Below are 15,201 nucleotides of genomic sequence, written 5' to 3' on the forward strand. Positions count from 1 at the left end.
GGTCCGCAGCCATGCTCATGACTGCCGCCCCACCCTGCACCCGGTTCGCCCGCCTCGCGGCCCGCGCCCGGAACATCGTCGACTCCGGCCTGTGCACGCGCACCTCGGCCGTCCCCGACTGGCTCGCCCGCCTCGACCAGCTGGAGCACCTGACCGCCGCGGCGGCCGCCGACCGACGCGCCACCCTCGCGATCCTCGACGACCACGTTGTGACCGACCTGCTGGTCCTGTCGTACCTTCGGCACGGCACGCCGTACGCCCTGTGGGCCGACACCCTCGCCGGATTCGCCGAGGACGTCCTCGGCGTCAGCACCTGGGCACAGCTCCACGGCCTCCTCGAGCCGTCGCCACAATGAGCGCGGAGGAGATCCGACTCCACCTGGTGCCAGTCCGGCAGAAGGACGCCAAGGCCTTCGTCGCCGAGTGGCACCGGCACCACAAGCCGCCGGCGGGCGCGGTTTTCACCGTGGGGGCCGCGGACCAGGGCGGCGTGCTGCGCGCTGTGGCCATCGTCGGCCGTCCCGTCGCCCGTCATTACGACGACGGCCAGACGCTTGAGGTGACCCGCACCGCGACGGACGGCGTCCGCAACGCCAACAGCCTGCTGTACGGGGCTGCATGGCGGGCCGCGAAAGCCCTCGGGTACGCCCGGCTGATCACATACACACAGGAAGGCGAGTCGGGCGTCAGCCTGCGCGCTGCCGGCTGGACGGTCCTCGCCCAGCGCCGACCGAGGCCCGGCTGGAACTGCGCAAGCCGCCCCCGCACAGCGCAGGGCACCGAGAACGTGGCGCGCACTCTGTGGGGGGCACCGCCAGGAGACGCGACGTAAGTCCGCTGGACGGACCACGCTCCAGGCTCGCGTGCCGTTCGCGGCCCGCTCCTTGTCGACTCGATCCCCTCGGAGCCCCCTGTGCCCCTGAAGAACTACCGCTACTGGCGTCTGTGCTCACGCGCATACCTCCTGTTCACCAGGAGCCGTCACGACGGCCGCACCAGCCGTTCCTTCGGCATCCGAGGGCCCTTGCCGCTCCAGCCGGGCGTCATGGCGCTGACCTGGAGCCGTGAGGCCTACTACATGCCGTGCGACGAGCGGCGGCGCGGCCACTGGAAGAGGTGGAAGCAGACGCTCAGCAAGCCGACGCTCAGCGCGGTCCGGCATGACACGGGGCGTCTGATGGCGTCCTACTGCCCGGCCCAGACGAAGGCGTGGGTGGGACTCGCGCTGGCCCTCCCGCGGCTGAACCTGTTCCTGGACTGGACGCCCCGCTCCTGGCTGCGCGAGGCCGGCGAGCACGTGGGGCAGGCCTGCCAGGCCTGCGCGGATGCGGGCTGGCAGCCGGGCGCGATCGAGATGGCGACGCAGTCCCGGGCCGGAAGACGGCAGGACCGTAAGGCGCGGGACGCGACGTAAGACGCGGCCGGCGTCCACTCTCCCCGGTCTCGCCCCGGGCGCGCCCATCAGGGCCGTGAACCTCGCGGTCCGGCGCCCGGGGCAGGCGAGGAGACCAGTGCTGTGAAGGCACGACGGCGAACCGGGCCCACCGACGTGGTGAAGGCGCTCGTGTTCCAGCGCGATGACGGGATGTGCGTGCGCTGCACGACCCGGCAGGACCTGACCATCCACCACCGGGTGAACCGTGGCATGGGCGGCGCGCGGGAGCCGTGGATCAACCAGGCGCACAACCTGCTGACCGCGTGCACGACGTGCAACTCGTGGTTCGAGGACCACCCGCGCGAGTCGTACGAGAACGGGTGGAAGGTGCGCCGGCCGCAGCTCCCCGGTGAGGTCGAGGTGCTCTACCCCGACGGTCGCCGGTACCTGCTCACCCCTGACGGGGTGCGCTCCGTGATGGCGGGGGTGGCCCGATGAGGTGGCGCTGGTGGGCCGGAGCGAAGACCGGCACGGAGACGTACGTGCCGCTGGCGCCCCGCAAGCGTGCCCGCCGCGGCCGCGCGTCCACGCCGGACGGGTCATGGGTCGCGGCCGCGGTCGAGGGGCTCGTCGAGGGCCTGGTCGACGCGTTGTTCTGCGGGGGGCGGAAGTGGTGAGCCAGTGCTGCACCCCGGAGAACCGGTGCCTGCCGTGGCGCATCGGCGCGTTCGTCTTCCATCTCGGATGGGCGGGTCTGCTGTGGGAGTCGTTCTCTCCGCTCTGCGCGCTCGTGTTCCTCGTGCTGACGCTGGCCGGGTCGATCCGGCGGGCGCGCTTCGTCGACGTCGGCCGGTTCACCGCCGGCGTGTGGCGCGCGTCCCCCGCGGCACCGCCTGTGATCGTCGGTATCGCGTGGGTGCTGCACCACGACGGCCGGAAGAAGGCCGGCGTCGAGATCGTCGTCGGCTCGGTCTGCATGGGGGTGTTCGCGCTCATGCCGCGGAGCGAGTGGCCTTCCTACAAGCGGCGGAAGGCCGAATCCGAGGAGCGGCGAGAAGGGCGCCGCTTGTGACCCGCCGCGTCACGTTGCAGCAGCGCATGCGCAGGCCTCGGAGTTTGCGCCTGGGCCCCTTCCAGGTGTGGGTGGCGCGGATCCCACAGTGCCCCCGCTTCGCGGTCGGGCAGATCGCGGTCACGGACACGCCTGGCACGCCGGCTCCGGGGCAGCGGTGGGCGAATGATGCGCAGGGGAGAACGCTAGTGGTCGCCGGCGTTGCGTTCGGGGTGCTGCGCCGCAGGTCAGTCCTCATGTCGATACGACAACCCTGACACGTCATTCCCTAGGGTGTACTATTCCCGCTGGCGCGGCGGTGTGGGGTTGCCCCAGTCGCCGCTACGGCGCTCAACCGGCGCCACAGTTGGATGGAGGACAGCCGGCATGCCCAGGGCTGGAATCAAGTACGGCAGCATCGCGAAACCGGACTACACCGCGCTCCGCCAGGAGGCCGAGCAGGCGGCGATGGCCGCCCTCGGTCTGGAGCGCCCGGAGGACGCTGTCGGGAAGGTCCGCCCGGACGACCTGGTGGTGAAGGCCGCCGACGCCGTCCGCCAGGCCGACGCCGAACTCGCCCTGCACCAGGACGAGCGGGACGCGGCGCTGACGAGCCTGTGGTTCTACGACCCGCGTTACGGCCTGGTCGAAAGCTCCGGGCTGGGGACCATGGCGTACCGCGATGCCATCGCGAAGAGGGTGTACGGCGACAAGAAGCACAAGCTGCCGGCGGCGGAGTCGAACGAGGAACTGGCCCGGGTCGGGCGGGAACTGGGCGTGACGCAGCTCGAGGACGCCGAGGAGAAGCTCCTCGAGTCGGCCCCGATCACCTTCCAGGCGCGGATCCGCCGCTCCATCGCCCTGCGCTACATGCAGGAGGCGGTGTTCGCCCTGGGGAGGCCGCCCTACAACTGGAAGCCTGAGAAGATCGCCGAGCACGCCGGCGTCACCCGCAAGCTGGTCTACAAGCATCGGGACACGGCTGCCAAGCGCCACGGCATGTGACGCCTGCCCGCCCCGTTCCCGGCCGGCCCCAGCAGTATCGGGGCCGGCCGCTTTCATGCTCCCTCGCTGGTCGGGCCGGGAACGGGTTCCTGGGCCCCGGCCACCGGAGCCCAGGTTTCCGGGCCCCGGTGAAGCGGTCGCCCGTTGACCGGGTTCCGGCTGGCTGGGCCCCTTTAGTAAGAAGATCAAGTAACACCATCAAGTAAGTTCCGATGCCTTCGCTCCGCTCAGGCATCGGCGCGTACCGGGGATCGCTAAGCCTCCAGCGGCCGACCCGCAGCAGCGGCAGCAGGAGCGGGGTGTCACAGAATCCGGCCGCCCGGCGTTCCCCCCTGCATGACGTCACAGAAGCCCCGCCGCACCATGCTCCCGCCGAACCTCACCCGCAACTACCACGAGGTGCAGCGCCTCATCGCCGAAGGGGAGGGCCGGGAACTCCCGCACTGGTATCAGCTCACCGCCGAGCAGAAGCTGGCCCAAGAGCGGGAGGTGGAGTTGTTCCGGCGGGCGATCCTCCGGGCCGAGGAGGAGCAGGACCTCGTCGCGAGCTTCAACGCCCCCGCCGCCCCGGCGCCGCCGACCGCCGAGTCCACGGAAGCAGCCGCGCCCGCGGCCGACCCCGAGTGCTTCATCTGCGCCGTCGCCCACGCCCTGAACCAGCGGGCCGGCTGCGACGTCGGGAGCAGCGGCCAGGACGTCGTGTACGTATTCGAGCACGCCTTCCTTACCAGCCAGGAACGCGCCGACGGCGTGAAGCGGGCCAACGAGGCCATCGCCCAGTGGCTGGCCGGGAACCCCATGACCGGCATCCCGGCCCCCGGCCTGGGCGGCCTGGACGGCTTCAGCCCCCGGTTCAGCGACCTGTGGCTGGAGTTCGGGAAGCAGCAGAAGCGGCAGCCGTTCCCGCCGAAGGTGTAACAGGATCCGGTCCGCCGACGTACTACAAGGTGCGGCTGGCCCTCCGACCCCGACATTCCCCCGGGGAAGGCACTCCGGCCACACCCCCCGAAGAACCGGGGGCACCCCTGCTCCGCCTCCCCGGAGCAGGGCCGCCCCGGCTCAGAACTTCCGGCACGGGCGTCACCCCTGACAGGCAGCGGGCGACAGGGTCTTCATGCGACTGCCGGAAACCCGCGGCCTGGCCGAACGGTCTGGGCATGGACCGTTCGGCCAGGCCGCGACACTAGATCCCCGCAGGCGGCACCTTCCGCGGCATGTCCCGCACGCAGCCCCCCACCGCCCGACGCCCGGTCACCCCGCCGGCCAAGGAGCTGCGGCACGCCAGGAAGCCCGGCGTCGTCTCCCGCGACGCCGCGAACGTCGCCGACATCCTGCTCCGCGCCACCGCCCCGGACCGCCGCCGCGCCTTCAAGCACGACCTGAGCGCCCGCGAGCGGCCGTACGTCATGCGGGAGGTCGAGCGGGCCACCGGCTCCATGTACGGGCTGTGGCACGACACTCCCTCCGGCTTCATCGAGGACGTCCTCGGCGAAAGCATCTGGTCCCGGCAGCGGGAGATCGTCGACGCCGTCCCCTTCCACAAGCGGATCGCCGTCCCAGCCGGCTTCGGCGTCGGGAAAACCTGGATCGCGGGCAGGCTCGTCGCCTGGGCGGGCGCGGTCAACGCGCCCGGCACGATGGTCATCGTCACCACCGCGACCCGGTTCCGGCAGGTCCGCAACCAGCTGTGGCCGCACATCCGCAAGACCGTCGCCCGCGCAGGCCTGCCCGGCTTCTGTGACACCACCCAGTGGAAAATCCCTGATCAGTGGGGCAACGACGTCATCGTGGCGTACGGCTTCACCGCGCCGGAGAACGACGAAGCGGCCATGCAGGGCATCCACGGCACGCCGAAGCTGCTCATCGTCGTCGACGAGGCCGGCGGTATCGCCCGCACCATCGGCAACGGCACCAACAACCTGCTGACCGGCGACGCCCGCATGCTGGCCATCGGCAACCCGGCCATGGACGACCCCAGGTCCTGGTTCGAGGGCCTGTGCGAGGAAGGCGAGGACCCGGAGGAGCCCAGCACGGTCACCATCCCCATCGCCACGTTCGCCAGCCCGGCCATCACCGGCGAGCGCGTCCCGTACTGCAACGACTGCCCCGACGGCGTTCCCCCGCACTCCCTCGCCATCCACCTCCCCGACCAGGAGTGGGTCGACCGCACCATCCGCGAGTACGGGCCCGATCACCCGTACGTCATCGCGAAGGTCCACGCGAAGTTCCCCAAGGGCGGCGGCGGCCTCACCATCCCCGTCACCTGGGTCGAATCCGCGCAGAACAGCGACGACCCGACCGGCCCCGGCTGGCACCGCCTGTGCGACCTCGGCCTCGACGGCGAGACAGCCACCCACACCGTGAAGGAAGGCGCCTGGGTCCGCCTCGGCATCGACGTCGCGGCCGATGGCGGCGACGAGTTCGTCATCTCCCGCATCGTCGGCGACGCCATCGAGTCCCGCTACGCCGCCTCCGGCACCATCAACGACGACCAGGTCGCGCTCGCCGAGAAAGTCCTCGAGGAGATCCACCAGGCGCAGCGCCTGGCCGACGTCCTCCGCTCCCCGCACGCCGTGCGCGTCAAGGTCGACAAGAACGGCATCGGCCACGGCGTCACCAGCATGCTCCAGCGGTGGGCGGACACCGGCCGGCACCGCGCGCAGATCGTCGGCGTCATGGTGTCCGAGTCCCCCGCCCAAGACGACCCGGGCGCGGTCATGCGTCCGTACCGCAAGCGAGACGAGATGTGGCTCGCCACCCGCGCCCTGCTCCAGCCCGACCCGTCGACCGGCGCCGGACGGCTCCGGCTCCGCGTCGACCGGCAGACCGGCATCCAGCTCTCCACCCCGAAGCTCGGGTCGAACACCGCCGGCTACAGCATCGTCGAGTCGAAGAAGGCGATGAAGCAGCGCGGCATGAAGAGTCCGGACCGCGCGGATGCGGCCCTGCTCACCGTGTACGAGCCGGAACCCATCAACCCGCCGCGCCGCCGCGGCCTGCTGAACTAGAGTCGTCGGCACGGCTCGCAACCGAGCGGCCCGGCCCGAAATAGTCGTTCGAGCCGGGCCTCCACAGGTGGCCACACATCAGCGGTTGGAGACGGCACACTGTTGTGTCATGAGTTCGACCGCCCGCCACCTCGACGCCCACGGCAGCCGCCCGACGCCCGCGGCCGCCCTCACCGTCGTGTCCTCGACCGCGCCCGCGCTCCACGAACTGGAGCGGGTCCTCGACATGTTCCGCACGGTCAACCGGACCGCGAAGGACATCGTGTCGGACTCCCGCTTGCAGCAGCTCGAATGGGTCGCCGGCGAACTCGCCGTGGCCCTCCCGATGGGCCTGACCGACACCGCCGGCGACTCCCTCGCCGAACTCCTCGCCCCGGAAGCCGTCTACGGCTACCTCCTGTACGGCCGCGGCGGGTACCTGCGCACGGCGCCGATAGTGTCCACGGACCCCAGCAGCTACGACACCTCCGAGCGGGTCCGGATCTTCTGCCTGGAGGCGTTCGCCCGGCAGGCCGGCATCCCGTTCGAGACGCCGGACCTCCCGCTGTGGCAGCTGCGCCCGACCGTCTCCCCGCACCTGGCCGACCTCATCACCGACCACCTGGACCAGGAGGCCGCGAAGTGGTCCGAGGCGGCCCGCCCGGACGCCATCGTGCGCGGACTGGCCATGTGGGCCGTGATGCGGGAGACCCTGCCGCGTCTCGGTGAGCTGGAGGCGATGCGTCAGGCCGACCTAGTCCTGGACGGGGACACCCGCACCCTCACATTCATCCGGCAGCCCCAGGGCGGCCTGCGCGGGCAGGAGCCCGAGGAGGAAACCTGCACCCTGTCCGCGGACACCGGGCGCCACCTGGCCGACTGGCTCGACCGCCGTACCAAGCTGATGACGGGTCTTCACGGCGGTGTGCCGACGCACCTGTGGCTGTGCGTCCAGCCCATCCCCCTCATTGGCGTTCCGATCCACCGGCGCGGCATCAGCAAGTGGTACAAGAAGCTCGCCGACGCCGTGCAGAAGCAGCAGGACGCCGCCGGCGTCCGCGAGGAGGACATGGTCCCCACCCGGTGGGAGACGATGCGACGCACCCTCCTCGCGCAGCGCCAGGCCGCCGAGGGGACCTGTCCCTGAACCCTGAACCCGCGGTCAAGGGCTCTCAGTCCGAGATGAGAACTTTGTGCAAGCGTTCGCGGGACGGTCACCGTGACCGTCCCGCGAACAGAAACCCGCCTGTTCTCAAACTTCCAGGGCTTCAAAGGCGATGATGGAGTCGATCCGGATAGCCACCGCGCCCCCTGCGGCCAAAGGCCAGGTCGCGAACGGTGTGCGCGTCAATACGGTGTGGGCGGCCGGGTCCATAAGCGCTTCGACCCGATCGACGTGCTCTTCCAAGCTGTGACCGTTGGCCAGCACGACAGCTTGGCGTTCGTGCTGGCCAACGGCGTACCGGATGACGAACTGCGCGGGCTTCAACTCGGGGTCGAAGAACATCATGGAGAACTCCTTCGGGGTTCAGAAACAGGCACTGACGGCCACCGACGGCCCACTGGCGGCTCCAGGGCGCTGGTACGGTCCCCGCATGGAACTCGGCCAGGCCCACGCCCTCACAGTGACTCTGACGGCCGCTGAGCACGACCAGGTGAAGCGCGCCGCCGCAGCCGTCGGCCAGGGCCCGGACGACTTCGTGCGGACCGCGGTCCTCGCCGCGGCCGCCGACCCGTTCATCGCCGCTCTCGAACGGGCAGCCGAAACCATCGCCGCTCGCGACCAACACGAGCGAATACAGCACGACTTCGCGCGCTGACGAAGCGGGCAAAGCCCTACACTGCGGGCCCATGAAGCACCGCAAAGCGGGCGGAGCCAAGGGGCAGACGTTCACGGCCACGCCCCGCCTGGCCTCCTACACCGTGCCCCCTGCCTCCGACGTCACGATCACCCGACCCGACGGCACCACGGAGATCGTGCCTGCGAAGAAGCCGAAAAAAGCCGCCCCCGCCCGGCGGCGCCGGCGGCCGACCAGCAGCAGAAGCCTCCCCCTCGTGTGCGCCTACTGCGGCTACGCCATCAAGGGTACGGCGGCGAGCAGCAACGAGCACAAGACGCGGGGCAAGCCCATTCACCCGAAGGGGACGTGCCCGAAGGAGGAACCCCCGAAGAGGCCCACCAAGCTCCCGCCGGCGTCCACGCTCCCCCGCGGCCGGGGCGGCAGCGGCAACCCGTACAAGAACCCGAACACGCGCGCCGTCGGCCCTGAGATGTGGTCCAAGGTCACCTGCCCCCAGTGCAGGGCTACGCCCGGGAAGCTGTGCACGGCGCGCGGCGTAACCACCGTGGTCCCGCACCGTGAGCGCATCCAGATCGTACGGCGCGCCATCGCCGCGAAGCAGAACTGACCCCGGGGCACACGGAAGGGCCCGGCACCAACGGGGGATTCGGTACCGGGCCCAGGGCCAACCACCGTAACCGCGCGCGTCTGGGGACGCAGCGGTTCCGGTGGACTACTTCTCGCCGTTCTGCTCCTCACGCTGGCGCAGCGCTTCTTCAGCCTCACCGGCGCGGGCCTCTGCGGCACGCTCGCGCTCCACCGCCTCGCGGAGCTGCTCCTTCAACGCGTCCACCTCGTTGCGCAGCTCGTCGATTCGCGTCTCGCGTTTCTCCAGCCGTTCGTTCGTGCGCTCGAGTTCGGCTGTCAGGCCGGACCGGACCGTCTCGGCCGCCTCCTTCGCCGCGGCGACCATGCCCTGGGCGTTCTGGAGTGCCTGCCGCCCGTCGGCCTCGGCCTGGGTGGCGCGGTTCTCGGCGGCCGTGGCCTTCGCGCTGGCCTCCTGGACCTGCTTCGCAGCGGCTTCCTGCGCCTCCGTGAGCGTCTTGGTCATCGCCGCGACGTCGCGCTCAGCCTGGACCTGGGCGGCGCCTGCGAGGTTCTCAGCCGCCGTGACCTCCTCGGCCGTAAGCCGGCGAATCTCGGTGATCTCGTCAGCCGCGGCTTGCGCGGCAGCCTTGACGTCGGCCTCGGCGGTCCGTCGCGCCTCGTTGACCAGCTCCTCGGCTTCCCTCCGCACCTCCCGGACGTCGTCCTCAGCCTCCGCCCTGATGCGTTCGACGTCGGCAGCGAACTGAGTGCGGGCGGCCTCCAGCTCCGCCTCCATCTGATCGGCGGCCTCGTTGGCGGCCTTCTTCTCCCCTTCCGCGGCCTCCTTCGCCTTCTCGGCGGTGATCCTGGCTGTCCGCTCCCGGTCTGCGCGGGCATCGGCTGTCGCGACGCGGGTGTTGGCCTCGCTTTCCACGGCCAGCACCTGCGCCTCGGCGGCCTCCGGATCCGTGACCGTTTGCAGGAGGCTGACGTAGCGCTCCAGATCCTGGCGCAGCGCGGCAATCTTCACGACTACCTGCTCGCGGACGTTGACGGCGTCAGCCGCAGAGGCGGTGACAGGCTTGTCGGTCTCGGGCTCTGCGCTGGTGCCAGCCCTGCCCTCGGCTGCTCGTTCCGCTTTGCGTCGTGCTCGCCATGCGGTGCCTGCGTTGTGATCCTCGCGGACGCAGTACTCCGGGGCCGGCCCGGGTTCTGACGGGTTCTTTGGTGCTGGCGGGCTTCCGCACCCGGTGAACTTGCAGGTCACCTTCGCCTGTTCTGCGTTGCCTGCCGGGGCATCGGCGGCGGACTCGCTCATGTCGGCTTCGCTCCTTGCTCTGCGAGAGTGCCCGCTTTCTACCACATGAGAGAACCCATCACTTCTCATTACATCCCATCACGTATACGTGACGTGATGGGATGAGATGTGATGTGATGGGTTTGGCGATGCAGGACTGTGCACACGCCTCAGAATGGCCAGCAATGGCCGGGAAACGCTCAGTTGCGCCACTAGGTGCCCTATCCTGTGAGCCGGGTCGACCAAGCTGCGGACGACCCTGGTTGAGTAGTCCGGCCCGTGACCGGACGGCGAAGACGCCTGAACCTGCCTAGCGGGATCCCAGCGCAGAACGAGAAGTCCACTTCCGGATCGCCCTGTACGCCAGGCGCGCCCGGGTCACGGGACCGGTATGCGCTGCGAGGGGACGACCGTGGGAGACAAGAACCGCGCGCTGAGGGCTGCCGCCCGCAAGTACATGGACGAGTCCGGCGAGACATCGCTTCAGGCCGCGATGCAGCACGTTCGCCACAAGCACGAGCAGGGCCAGCACAGCGAAGACGATTACCAGGAGCGCATGGGCTTCGCCGAGGCGCCCTACGCCGACGAACACCGGCCGCAGGTCCGGGGCACCGCCTACTTCATCGCATGGGGCGCACAGGAACTCCTCGGCCTGGACCAGATCCAGCAGCTCGTCGAGCACGCCGAGAAGGCCGGCCAGCCGGGCGTCCAGGACCCGATCATCTGCCACCTGTGCGACGAGCCCCTCGACGTCACCCGCGAGAAAGCGGTGCAGGTCGGCATCGCCCTGCGGGAAGTCCAGCGGCCCGGCGCGCCGAAGCCCACCGAGCTGACGTTCCCCGTCTGGACGCACGACGCCTGCGGTCACACCCGCGTCTGGGCCTGGTCCCAGCTCACGCTCGAACGACGCCGGCGCAACCTGCCGGTCGCCACGAAAGACCTCCCGCCCAAGCAGCATCGCCGCGGCCGGACCGCCGTCGAGGACTACTTCGTCTTCCCGGTGCCGGAGGCCGGCCCGCCGGTGTTCTACCTCCAGCCCGGCGACGCACACCGGCACGGACCGCTCGGGTTCCGCGCCGACCGTCTCTCCGACGGCCTGCCCGAACTCGACCTCTCCCAGGAAGGACTCCGCGTCCTGGACGAGTGGTCGATCGCCGCCGACCGCACGGGCCTGCACTACATCGAGCGGCAGAACACCGGCCGCTGGTACCAGCCGCCCAAGCCTTGGTCGCCGTCGGCCGAGTGGCTGGCCGCCGCGCACTACCACCAGGCCGCAATGTTCCTGACCGCCCCGGCCGGCTCCATCCCCACCGCGAAGCTCGACACGGGCAGCGGCAACCTCACCGACCTACTCGGCGTGGGCCGCGACGGCCTGCTGTTCGGCGCCCTCATGACCGTTACGGGCCTCAACTGATGGCCGCCGCCCGCCCCCGCCGCGAGCGGACCGAGCGCACCTACCTCCCCGGGATCGCGGACGTACGGATCTGCGGTACCGAGGAAACCGTCAAGGCCGTCCTCGACGCCCTGGAGAGCGCGTTCCGTACCACCAGCGCCCGGGAGTACGACGGCGGCCAGCGCGCCTACCTCCAGCTCGACACCGGATGCACCGACCCCGACGCGGACTGAGACCGCCTCATTTCCGGTCGGAAATTTAGAACTTGCCCAGGTCACAGGCCACGGCCCCGGTGCCGACCGGCGCGCACGCACCCGCACCACGGGAGCGCTGATCGCGCCGGGCGGTGCCGGGGGAGCGGGGGTCCGGGGGCCGGCGAAGGCGCCCGGCAGCCACCGGCATCAGCCTCTGACCAGCATCGAAGGGAAGCCAGCATCGTGTTCCACCCGAATCCACCAGATGAACCACCCGCGCTCATCGAGGTCTTGGCCGTGTGGGGGTGGGCCGTCGAGCACGGCGGCATCCCTCTGGCCTACGCGGCCGAGATCGTCGCGGAGCACTCCTGCTACAGCAACCCCGCGAGCACCGGCGTGGACGACGCCACGACCGCCGAGCGGCGCGCGTGGGCCACCGAGGATCTGGCCGCCTGGGAGGACGTCGTAGCCCGGATGGCCTGGCCCGGTGACGAAGCGGTCGACAGGGAACGCTGGGACATGCCCGGCGACTGGGAGATGCGCGAGTACCTGCTGCGCCTCCTCGGTCTGCCCGACAGCGCCGAGAGCACCGACCAGCTGCTGCTGCGCCACTGCGACGAGCAGATCGCCAAGTGCGAGCGTCAGCTCACCGACCAGCCCTACACCCCCCGCACGGACGAAGCGACTTGAGGAGACCTGCGGATGCACCAGAAATCCGATCCCTCCGGTCGGCCGGCCGATAGCGCCGACGGCGTGGTCTGGCTCCGGCCCGAGTACCAAAGCCGCCAAGGCGAGTTGGTCACCCTGGCCGACGGCGCCCGGCTCGTCGGCGTCAGCAAGTCCGCGATCTCGAACTGGCAGAACCGCTACCCGGAGGACTTCCCGAACCTCGTGCTGCTGACCGGCCCGCCGCACAAGCGGACCAAATGGGCCGTCGCCGTCGAGCTGGTCGCCTTCGCCCGCGACCATCGCACTAGGGAACGCGACCGGAGTGGCCGTCGGAGCCAGCAGCGTCCGGGCGCCGAGATCGCGGCGGAACAGAAGGCGCACTACGAGGAGGTGCTCCAGACTCTCACCGAGCGGGAGCAGCGCCAGAAGCAGGCTCTGGCCCGTACCCGGGCCGCTAAGCGTGCGGTCGAGGAGAAGCTCGACCGGGCCCGTGCCCGGCTTACCGCCGAGATCGACGCTGTTGCTCGACTCGGCATCCCCGCGCCCCGCGCGACGCCTACTGGGAAGGAAACCCGGCCGTGAAGGACACTCAAGAGACCGACGTCGAGGTGAACACCACTGACCTCATGGCGGGCAAGCAGATCACCCTGGACGAGATGGCCGTGGAGCTGTCTGCGATCGAGCTGCGGCTGAGGCAGTTGGCCCGGGCCGCTGAAACGCCGGCGACACCGGTGGAGCTCGCGGACATCATCAAGGATCTGCGCTCCAGCGCCTCCGGTATCCGCGACAAGGCCGGACAGATGCACCGACTGGCCCGGATCGTGGAAGGAGACGTGCCCCTCGCCCGAGCCTTCCCCACAAAGGGCGACCCGTGGGGCAAGGCCGCGCGCGGGACCGACCGCGAGTCCTACGGCGGCCCGGCACTGGTGCCCACCTGCTGGCAGCTCCTGCACCTTGCGGAGAAGGCGGGCCGCTCACTGTGGCCGGGGAAGGAGGAGGCGCCGGACACGACCACCTACCCCGAGGCGATGGACGGCGTCGGCCGGGGCTGGGAGTCGAAGGAGGCGCAGGCCCGGCGGCGCCGCGAGCGGGACGCCGCTGTCAGGCGCGAGGTCCTGCTGATCACCTGCGAGCGGTGCGCCGCCGGCGAGGGTGAGCAGTGCCGCACCGTCAACGGACGGATCAGTGAGAACCCCCACACCAGCCGCCAGCGGGAGGCCGAAGCCACCGTCGACGCCCGGCTCGGCTACCTCGGCGACAACCCGGTAGCCGTACTGGAAGCCTGACGACATCCCCGGTCTCAATGACGCCTGACTCGATCTTGCGGGACTCGATCGCGCCCTCTGGGGATGCGGCCCGGGTCAGCGCTCATCGGAGTCCCTCGGCGGCGGTCTCGGTGAGGATTGGGTCGACATGGTCGAGCGAGATGCCGCCCGTCTCGCCCTCGACCAGGACGACCGGGGCGCCATGCCCGAGTGCCCAGGCGACAGACCGCGTAACGGTGTCCAACCTCCGGCACGGGTCATCTGCCCAGGACGCCGGGAGCGAGCCGGCCGCGGCACGCTTCCGGTATGCGAGCGCGAGCGGGTGCTCCGGCCGCACGCTGGGGTACGCCATCACGCGCATACCAACTGGGTATTGGGCATTCCACTGCTCTGCGGTGTGCGGCATTATCGCTGTGCTCCTGTCGGGAGGGCCTGGGTCGAGCTGGTTCGCCGGAGGTAGGTGATGGGGGGCTGAGCTGCTCATCTCCGCCTGCTATCCGTGGTGTTGGCCTTGCCGGGCCGTGCGAATCGGGCGGTGCGCGCGGTGACGGAGCCGCGGGGAGGCCTGCGGCGCGCGTCCCGGCGCCGGTCCGCGTCCTTCTTGTCCATGAGGGCCATGTGACGGGCCACGGCCGAGCTGGACGGCTTGGTGTAGCGCCGGTGCAGGGTCCGCGGGTCCTTGTGCTGGCTGATCTGCTGGAGCATCGGCGTGTCCGTGCCGTCCTCCGACAGGTGGGTGAGCCGGGAGTGCCGCAGCTGGTGCAGCGTGAGGAAGTCGAACGTGACCTCGTCCCCGGCGAATCCGAGGGCCCGGGTGGTCGCCTTGAAGATCTCCTCGGCGCGGTTGTAGGAGAGGCGGCACCGGTCGCCGGGACCACGGTCGGCGAGGTCGCGGTCGCGCCAGTTCCACGGCCGGGACTCGGTGAGGAACACCGGGCCCTCAGTGCGGTCGCCGATCAGCTCGCGCAACAACTCGGCGCCCAGCTCCCCGAAGTGGAGCCACTTGATCGAGCCGCCCTTGACCCGGACCCGGGCCCGGCGGCGCTTCAGGTCGAGGTCGGGGATGTCCAGGGCGAGCAGCGCGGCCGCGCGGGAGGACGACTCGTACATGGCCCGCCACAGGGCCCGCTCGCGCAGCGCCGCCGTCTCCGGATCCCACAGGACGTCCAGGTCCTCACGGTCGACGGCCTTCGTCTCGTCCTGGTCGACGGTCCGCGACGTACACCGTGGCGGCAGCTTCACGTCGGCGTACTCGGCCATCAGCCGCACCCACTTCAGGAAGCTGGAGATCGCCGCCCGGTTCGCGTTCCACGTCGCCGGCTTCCGCTTGCCCCACAGGAACTTCAGCGCCCGGAAGTAGTCCTGCCCCGTCACCGTGGCGACGTCCTGGTCCCCGGCGCCGAGGAACGCGGCCACGCGCCGCATCGTCAGCTCGTACCGGCCGTAGGTGCCCGGCTTGTCGCCGAACCTCTCGTCCAGCCATTCTCTGCACGCTTCGCTCAGCGTGACGCCACACGGTTCCGCAGCCACCGTAGTCATGATCGGTAGCCTACCCAATCACCGGAGTAAATTAGCTATTTACTCCGGTAGCGTCGT

20 protein-coding genes are annotated in these 15,201 nt (G+C 70.4%); 17 read left to right on the forward strand and 3 right to left on the reverse strand.

Going from position 1 to position 15,201, the window contains the following annotated elements:
• Positions 1 to 11 precede the first annotated feature (11 nt).
• The 10 genes from ABEB07_RS27845 to ABEB07_RS27890 all read left to right on the forward strand — a co-directional run bounded on the left by ABEB07_RS27845 (position 12) and on the right by ABEB07_RS27890 (position 7,565).
• On the forward strand, positions 12 to 356 hold the full coding sequence (locus ABEB07_RS27845) for a hypothetical protein (protein WP_345670850.1): 345 nt from the start codon (positions 12 to 14) through the stop codon (positions 354 to 356).
• Positions 353 to 832 (forward strand): XF1762 family protein, encoded by a 480-nt coding sequence (locus ABEB07_RS27850; RefSeq protein WP_345670852.1) that lies wholly within the window; start codon positions 353 to 355, stop codon positions 830 to 832. Before ABEB07_RS27845 ends, ABEB07_RS27850 begins: the two co-directional genes overlap by 4 nt.
• A gap of 81 nt (positions 833 to 913) precedes the next feature.
• Positions 914 to 1,414, forward strand: a complete 501-nt coding sequence (locus tag ABEB07_RS27855; protein WP_345670853.1) for a hypothetical protein — start codon at positions 914 to 916, stop codon at positions 1,412 to 1,414.
• 102 nt (positions 1,415 to 1,516) lie between these two features.
• Positions 1,517 to 1,873: an HNH endonuclease gene (locus ABEB07_RS27860; protein WP_345670854.1), complete on the forward strand. Its 357-nt coding sequence runs from the start codon at positions 1,517 to 1,519 to the stop codon at positions 1,871 to 1,873.
• A complete protein-coding gene (locus tag ABEB07_RS27865; RefSeq protein WP_345670855.1) occupies positions 1,870 to 2,052 on the forward strand; it encodes a hypothetical protein in 183 nt (60 codons plus the stop codon). Before ABEB07_RS27860 ends, ABEB07_RS27865 begins: the two co-directional genes overlap by 4 nt.
• On the forward strand, positions 2,049 to 2,447 hold the full coding sequence (locus ABEB07_RS27870) for a hypothetical protein (RefSeq protein ID WP_345670856.1): 399 nt from the start codon (positions 2,049 to 2,051) through the stop codon (positions 2,445 to 2,447). Before ABEB07_RS27865 ends, ABEB07_RS27870 begins: the two co-directional genes overlap by 4 nt.
• A 366-nt stretch (positions 2,448 to 2,813) precedes the next feature.
• Positions 2,814 to 3,431 (forward strand): hypothetical protein, encoded by a 618-nt coding sequence (locus ABEB07_RS27875; RefSeq protein ID WP_345670857.1) that lies wholly within the window; start codon positions 2,814 to 2,816, stop codon positions 3,429 to 3,431.
• Between the two features lie 336 nt (positions 3,432 to 3,767).
• Complete coding sequence (locus ABEB07_RS27880) at positions 3,768 to 4,349, forward strand: hypothetical protein (RefSeq protein WP_345670858.1); 582 nt, start codon at positions 3,768 to 3,770, stop codon at positions 4,347 to 4,349.
• Between the two features lie 296 nt (positions 4,350 to 4,645).
• On the forward strand, positions 4,646 to 6,439 hold the full coding sequence (locus tag ABEB07_RS27885; protein WP_345670859.1) for a hypothetical protein: 1,794 nt from the start codon (positions 4,646 to 4,648) through the stop codon (positions 6,437 to 6,439).
• Between the two features lie 109 nt (positions 6,440 to 6,548).
• A complete protein-coding gene (locus tag ABEB07_RS27890) occupies positions 6,549 to 7,565 on the forward strand; it encodes a hypothetical protein (protein WP_345670860.1) in 1,017 nt (338 codons plus the stop codon).
• A 105-nt stretch (positions 7,566 to 7,670) separates the two neighbouring features.
• Here the strand turns inward: ABEB07_RS27890 and ABEB07_RS27895 are convergent, their stop codons facing one another.
• Entirely contained in the window at positions 7,671 to 7,928 is a 258-nt protein-coding gene (locus tag ABEB07_RS27895) for a hypothetical protein (protein ID WP_345670861.1), read from the reverse strand.
• Positions 7,929 to 8,013: 85 nt separating this feature from the next.
• Here ABEB07_RS27895 and ABEB07_RS27900 point away from each other — a divergent pair, with 85 nt between their 5' ends.
• Together ABEB07_RS27900 and ABEB07_RS27905 are read left to right on the forward strand one after the other, a co-directional pair.
• Positions 8,014 to 8,238 (forward strand): hypothetical protein, encoded by a 225-nt coding sequence (locus ABEB07_RS27900; protein ID WP_345670862.1) that lies wholly within the window; start codon positions 8,014 to 8,016, stop codon positions 8,236 to 8,238.
• 31 nt (positions 8,239 to 8,269) lie between these two features.
• Entirely contained in the window at positions 8,270 to 8,827 is a 558-nt protein-coding gene (locus ABEB07_RS27905; RefSeq protein ID WP_345670863.1) for a zinc finger domain-containing protein, read from the forward strand.
• A gap of 105 nt (positions 8,828 to 8,932) precedes the next feature.
• Here ABEB07_RS27905 and ABEB07_RS27910 read toward each other — a convergent pair whose 3' ends face one another.
• Entirely contained in the window at positions 8,933 to 10,105 is a 1,173-nt protein-coding gene (locus ABEB07_RS27910; RefSeq protein ID WP_345670864.1) for a coiled-coil domain-containing protein, read from the reverse strand.
• A 391-nt stretch (positions 10,106 to 10,496) separates the two neighbouring features.
• Between ABEB07_RS27910 and ABEB07_RS27915 the strand changes: the two genes are divergently transcribed.
• The 5 genes from ABEB07_RS27915 (at position 10,497) to ABEB07_RS27935 (ending at position 13,626) form a co-directional block, all read left to right on the forward strand.
• Positions 10,497 to 11,498, forward strand: coding sequence for a hypothetical protein (locus tag ABEB07_RS27915; RefSeq protein ID WP_345670865.1), 1,002 nt, complete (start codon positions 10,497 to 10,499; stop codon positions 11,496 to 11,498).
• Positions 11,498 to 11,710: a hypothetical protein gene (locus ABEB07_RS27920; protein WP_345670866.1), complete on the forward strand. Its 213-nt coding sequence runs from the start codon at positions 11,498 to 11,500 to the stop codon at positions 11,708 to 11,710. Before ABEB07_RS27915 ends, ABEB07_RS27920 begins: the two co-directional genes overlap by 1 nt.
• A gap of 204 nt (positions 11,711 to 11,914) precedes the next feature.
• On the forward strand, positions 11,915 to 12,361 hold the full coding sequence (locus ABEB07_RS27925; RefSeq protein WP_345670867.1) for a hypothetical protein: 447 nt from the start codon (positions 11,915 to 11,917) through the stop codon (positions 12,359 to 12,361).
• A 12-nt stretch (positions 12,362 to 12,373) separates the two neighbouring features.
• Positions 12,374 to 12,922, forward strand: coding sequence for a hypothetical protein (locus ABEB07_RS27930; protein WP_345670869.1), 549 nt, complete (start codon positions 12,374 to 12,376; stop codon positions 12,920 to 12,922).
• Positions 12,919 to 13,626 carry a zinc finger domain-containing protein gene (locus ABEB07_RS27935; RefSeq protein ID WP_345670870.1) on the forward strand — a complete coding sequence of 236 codons (708 nt, stop codon included), beginning with the start codon at positions 12,919 to 12,921 and terminating at the stop codon, positions 13,624 to 13,626. Before ABEB07_RS27930 ends, ABEB07_RS27935 begins: the two co-directional genes overlap by 4 nt.
• A gap of 459 nt (positions 13,627 to 14,085) precedes the next feature.
• On the opposite strand, the gene ABEB07_RS27940 is transcribed toward ABEB07_RS27935, so the two are convergent.
• On the reverse strand, positions 14,086 to 15,144 hold the full coding sequence (locus ABEB07_RS27940; RefSeq protein ID WP_345670871.1) for a tyrosine-type recombinase/integrase: 1,059 nt from the start codon (positions 15,142 to 15,144) through the stop codon (positions 14,086 to 14,088).
• Between the last annotated feature and the right edge of the window lie 57 nt (positions 15,145 to 15,201).

Origin of the sequence: Streptomyces similanensis (genome assembly GCF_039543625.1) — a bacterium.
In the GTDB taxonomy this organism is placed as follows: Bacteria; Actinomycetota; Actinomycetes; order Streptomycetales; family Streptomycetaceae; genus Streptomyces; species Streptomyces similanensis.

Excerpts from the sequence above, each read along its gene's own strand:
- ABEB07_RS27845 (WP_345670850.1), top strand. The coding sequence starts at position 12 with ATGCTCATGACTGCCGCCCCACCCTGCACCCGGTTCGCCCGCCTCGCG.
- ABEB07_RS27850 (WP_345670852.1), top strand. The coding sequence starts at position 353 with ATGAGCGCGGAGGAGATCCGACTCCACCTGGTGCCAGTCCGGCAGAAG.
- ABEB07_RS27865 (WP_345670855.1), top strand. The coding sequence starts at position 1,870 with ATGAGGTGGCGCTGGTGGGCCGGAGCGAAGACCGGCACGGAGACGTAC.
- ABEB07_RS27875 (WP_345670857.1), top strand. The coding sequence starts at position 2,814 with ATGCCCAGGGCTGGAATCAAGTACGGCAGCATCGCGAAACCGGACTAC.
- ABEB07_RS27880 (WP_345670858.1), top strand. The coding sequence starts at position 3,768 with ATGACGTCACAGAAGCCCCGCCGCACCATGCTCCCGCCGAACCTCACC.
- ABEB07_RS27885 (WP_345670859.1), top strand. The coding sequence starts at position 4,646 with ATGTCCCGCACGCAGCCCCCCACCGCCCGACGCCCGGTCACCCCGCCG.
- ABEB07_RS27890 (WP_345670860.1), top strand. The coding sequence starts at position 6,549 with ATGAGTTCGACCGCCCGCCACCTCGACGCCCACGGCAGCCGCCCGACG.
- ABEB07_RS27895 (WP_345670861.1), bottom strand. The coding sequence starts at position 7,928 with ATGATGTTCTTCGACCCCGAGTTGAAGCCCGCGCAGTTCGTCATCCGG.
- ABEB07_RS27900 (WP_345670862.1), top strand. The coding sequence starts at position 8,014 with ATGGAACTCGGCCAGGCCCACGCCCTCACAGTGACTCTGACGGCCGCT.
- ABEB07_RS27905 (WP_345670863.1), top strand. The coding sequence starts at position 8,270 with ATGAAGCACCGCAAAGCGGGCGGAGCCAAGGGGCAGACGTTCACGGCC.
- ABEB07_RS27910 (WP_345670864.1), bottom strand. The coding sequence starts at position 10,105 with ATGAGCGAGTCCGCCGCCGATGCCCCGGCAGGCAACGCAGAACAGGCG.
- ABEB07_RS27920 (WP_345670866.1), top strand. The coding sequence starts at position 11,498 with ATGGCCGCCGCCCGCCCCCGCCGCGAGCGGACCGAGCGCACCTACCTC.
- ABEB07_RS27930 (WP_345670869.1), top strand. The coding sequence starts at position 12,374 with ATGCACCAGAAATCCGATCCCTCCGGTCGGCCGGCCGATAGCGCCGAC.
- ABEB07_RS27940 (WP_345670871.1), bottom strand. The coding sequence starts at position 15,144 with ATGACTACGGTGGCTGCGGAACCGTGTGGCGTCACGCTGAGCGAAGCG.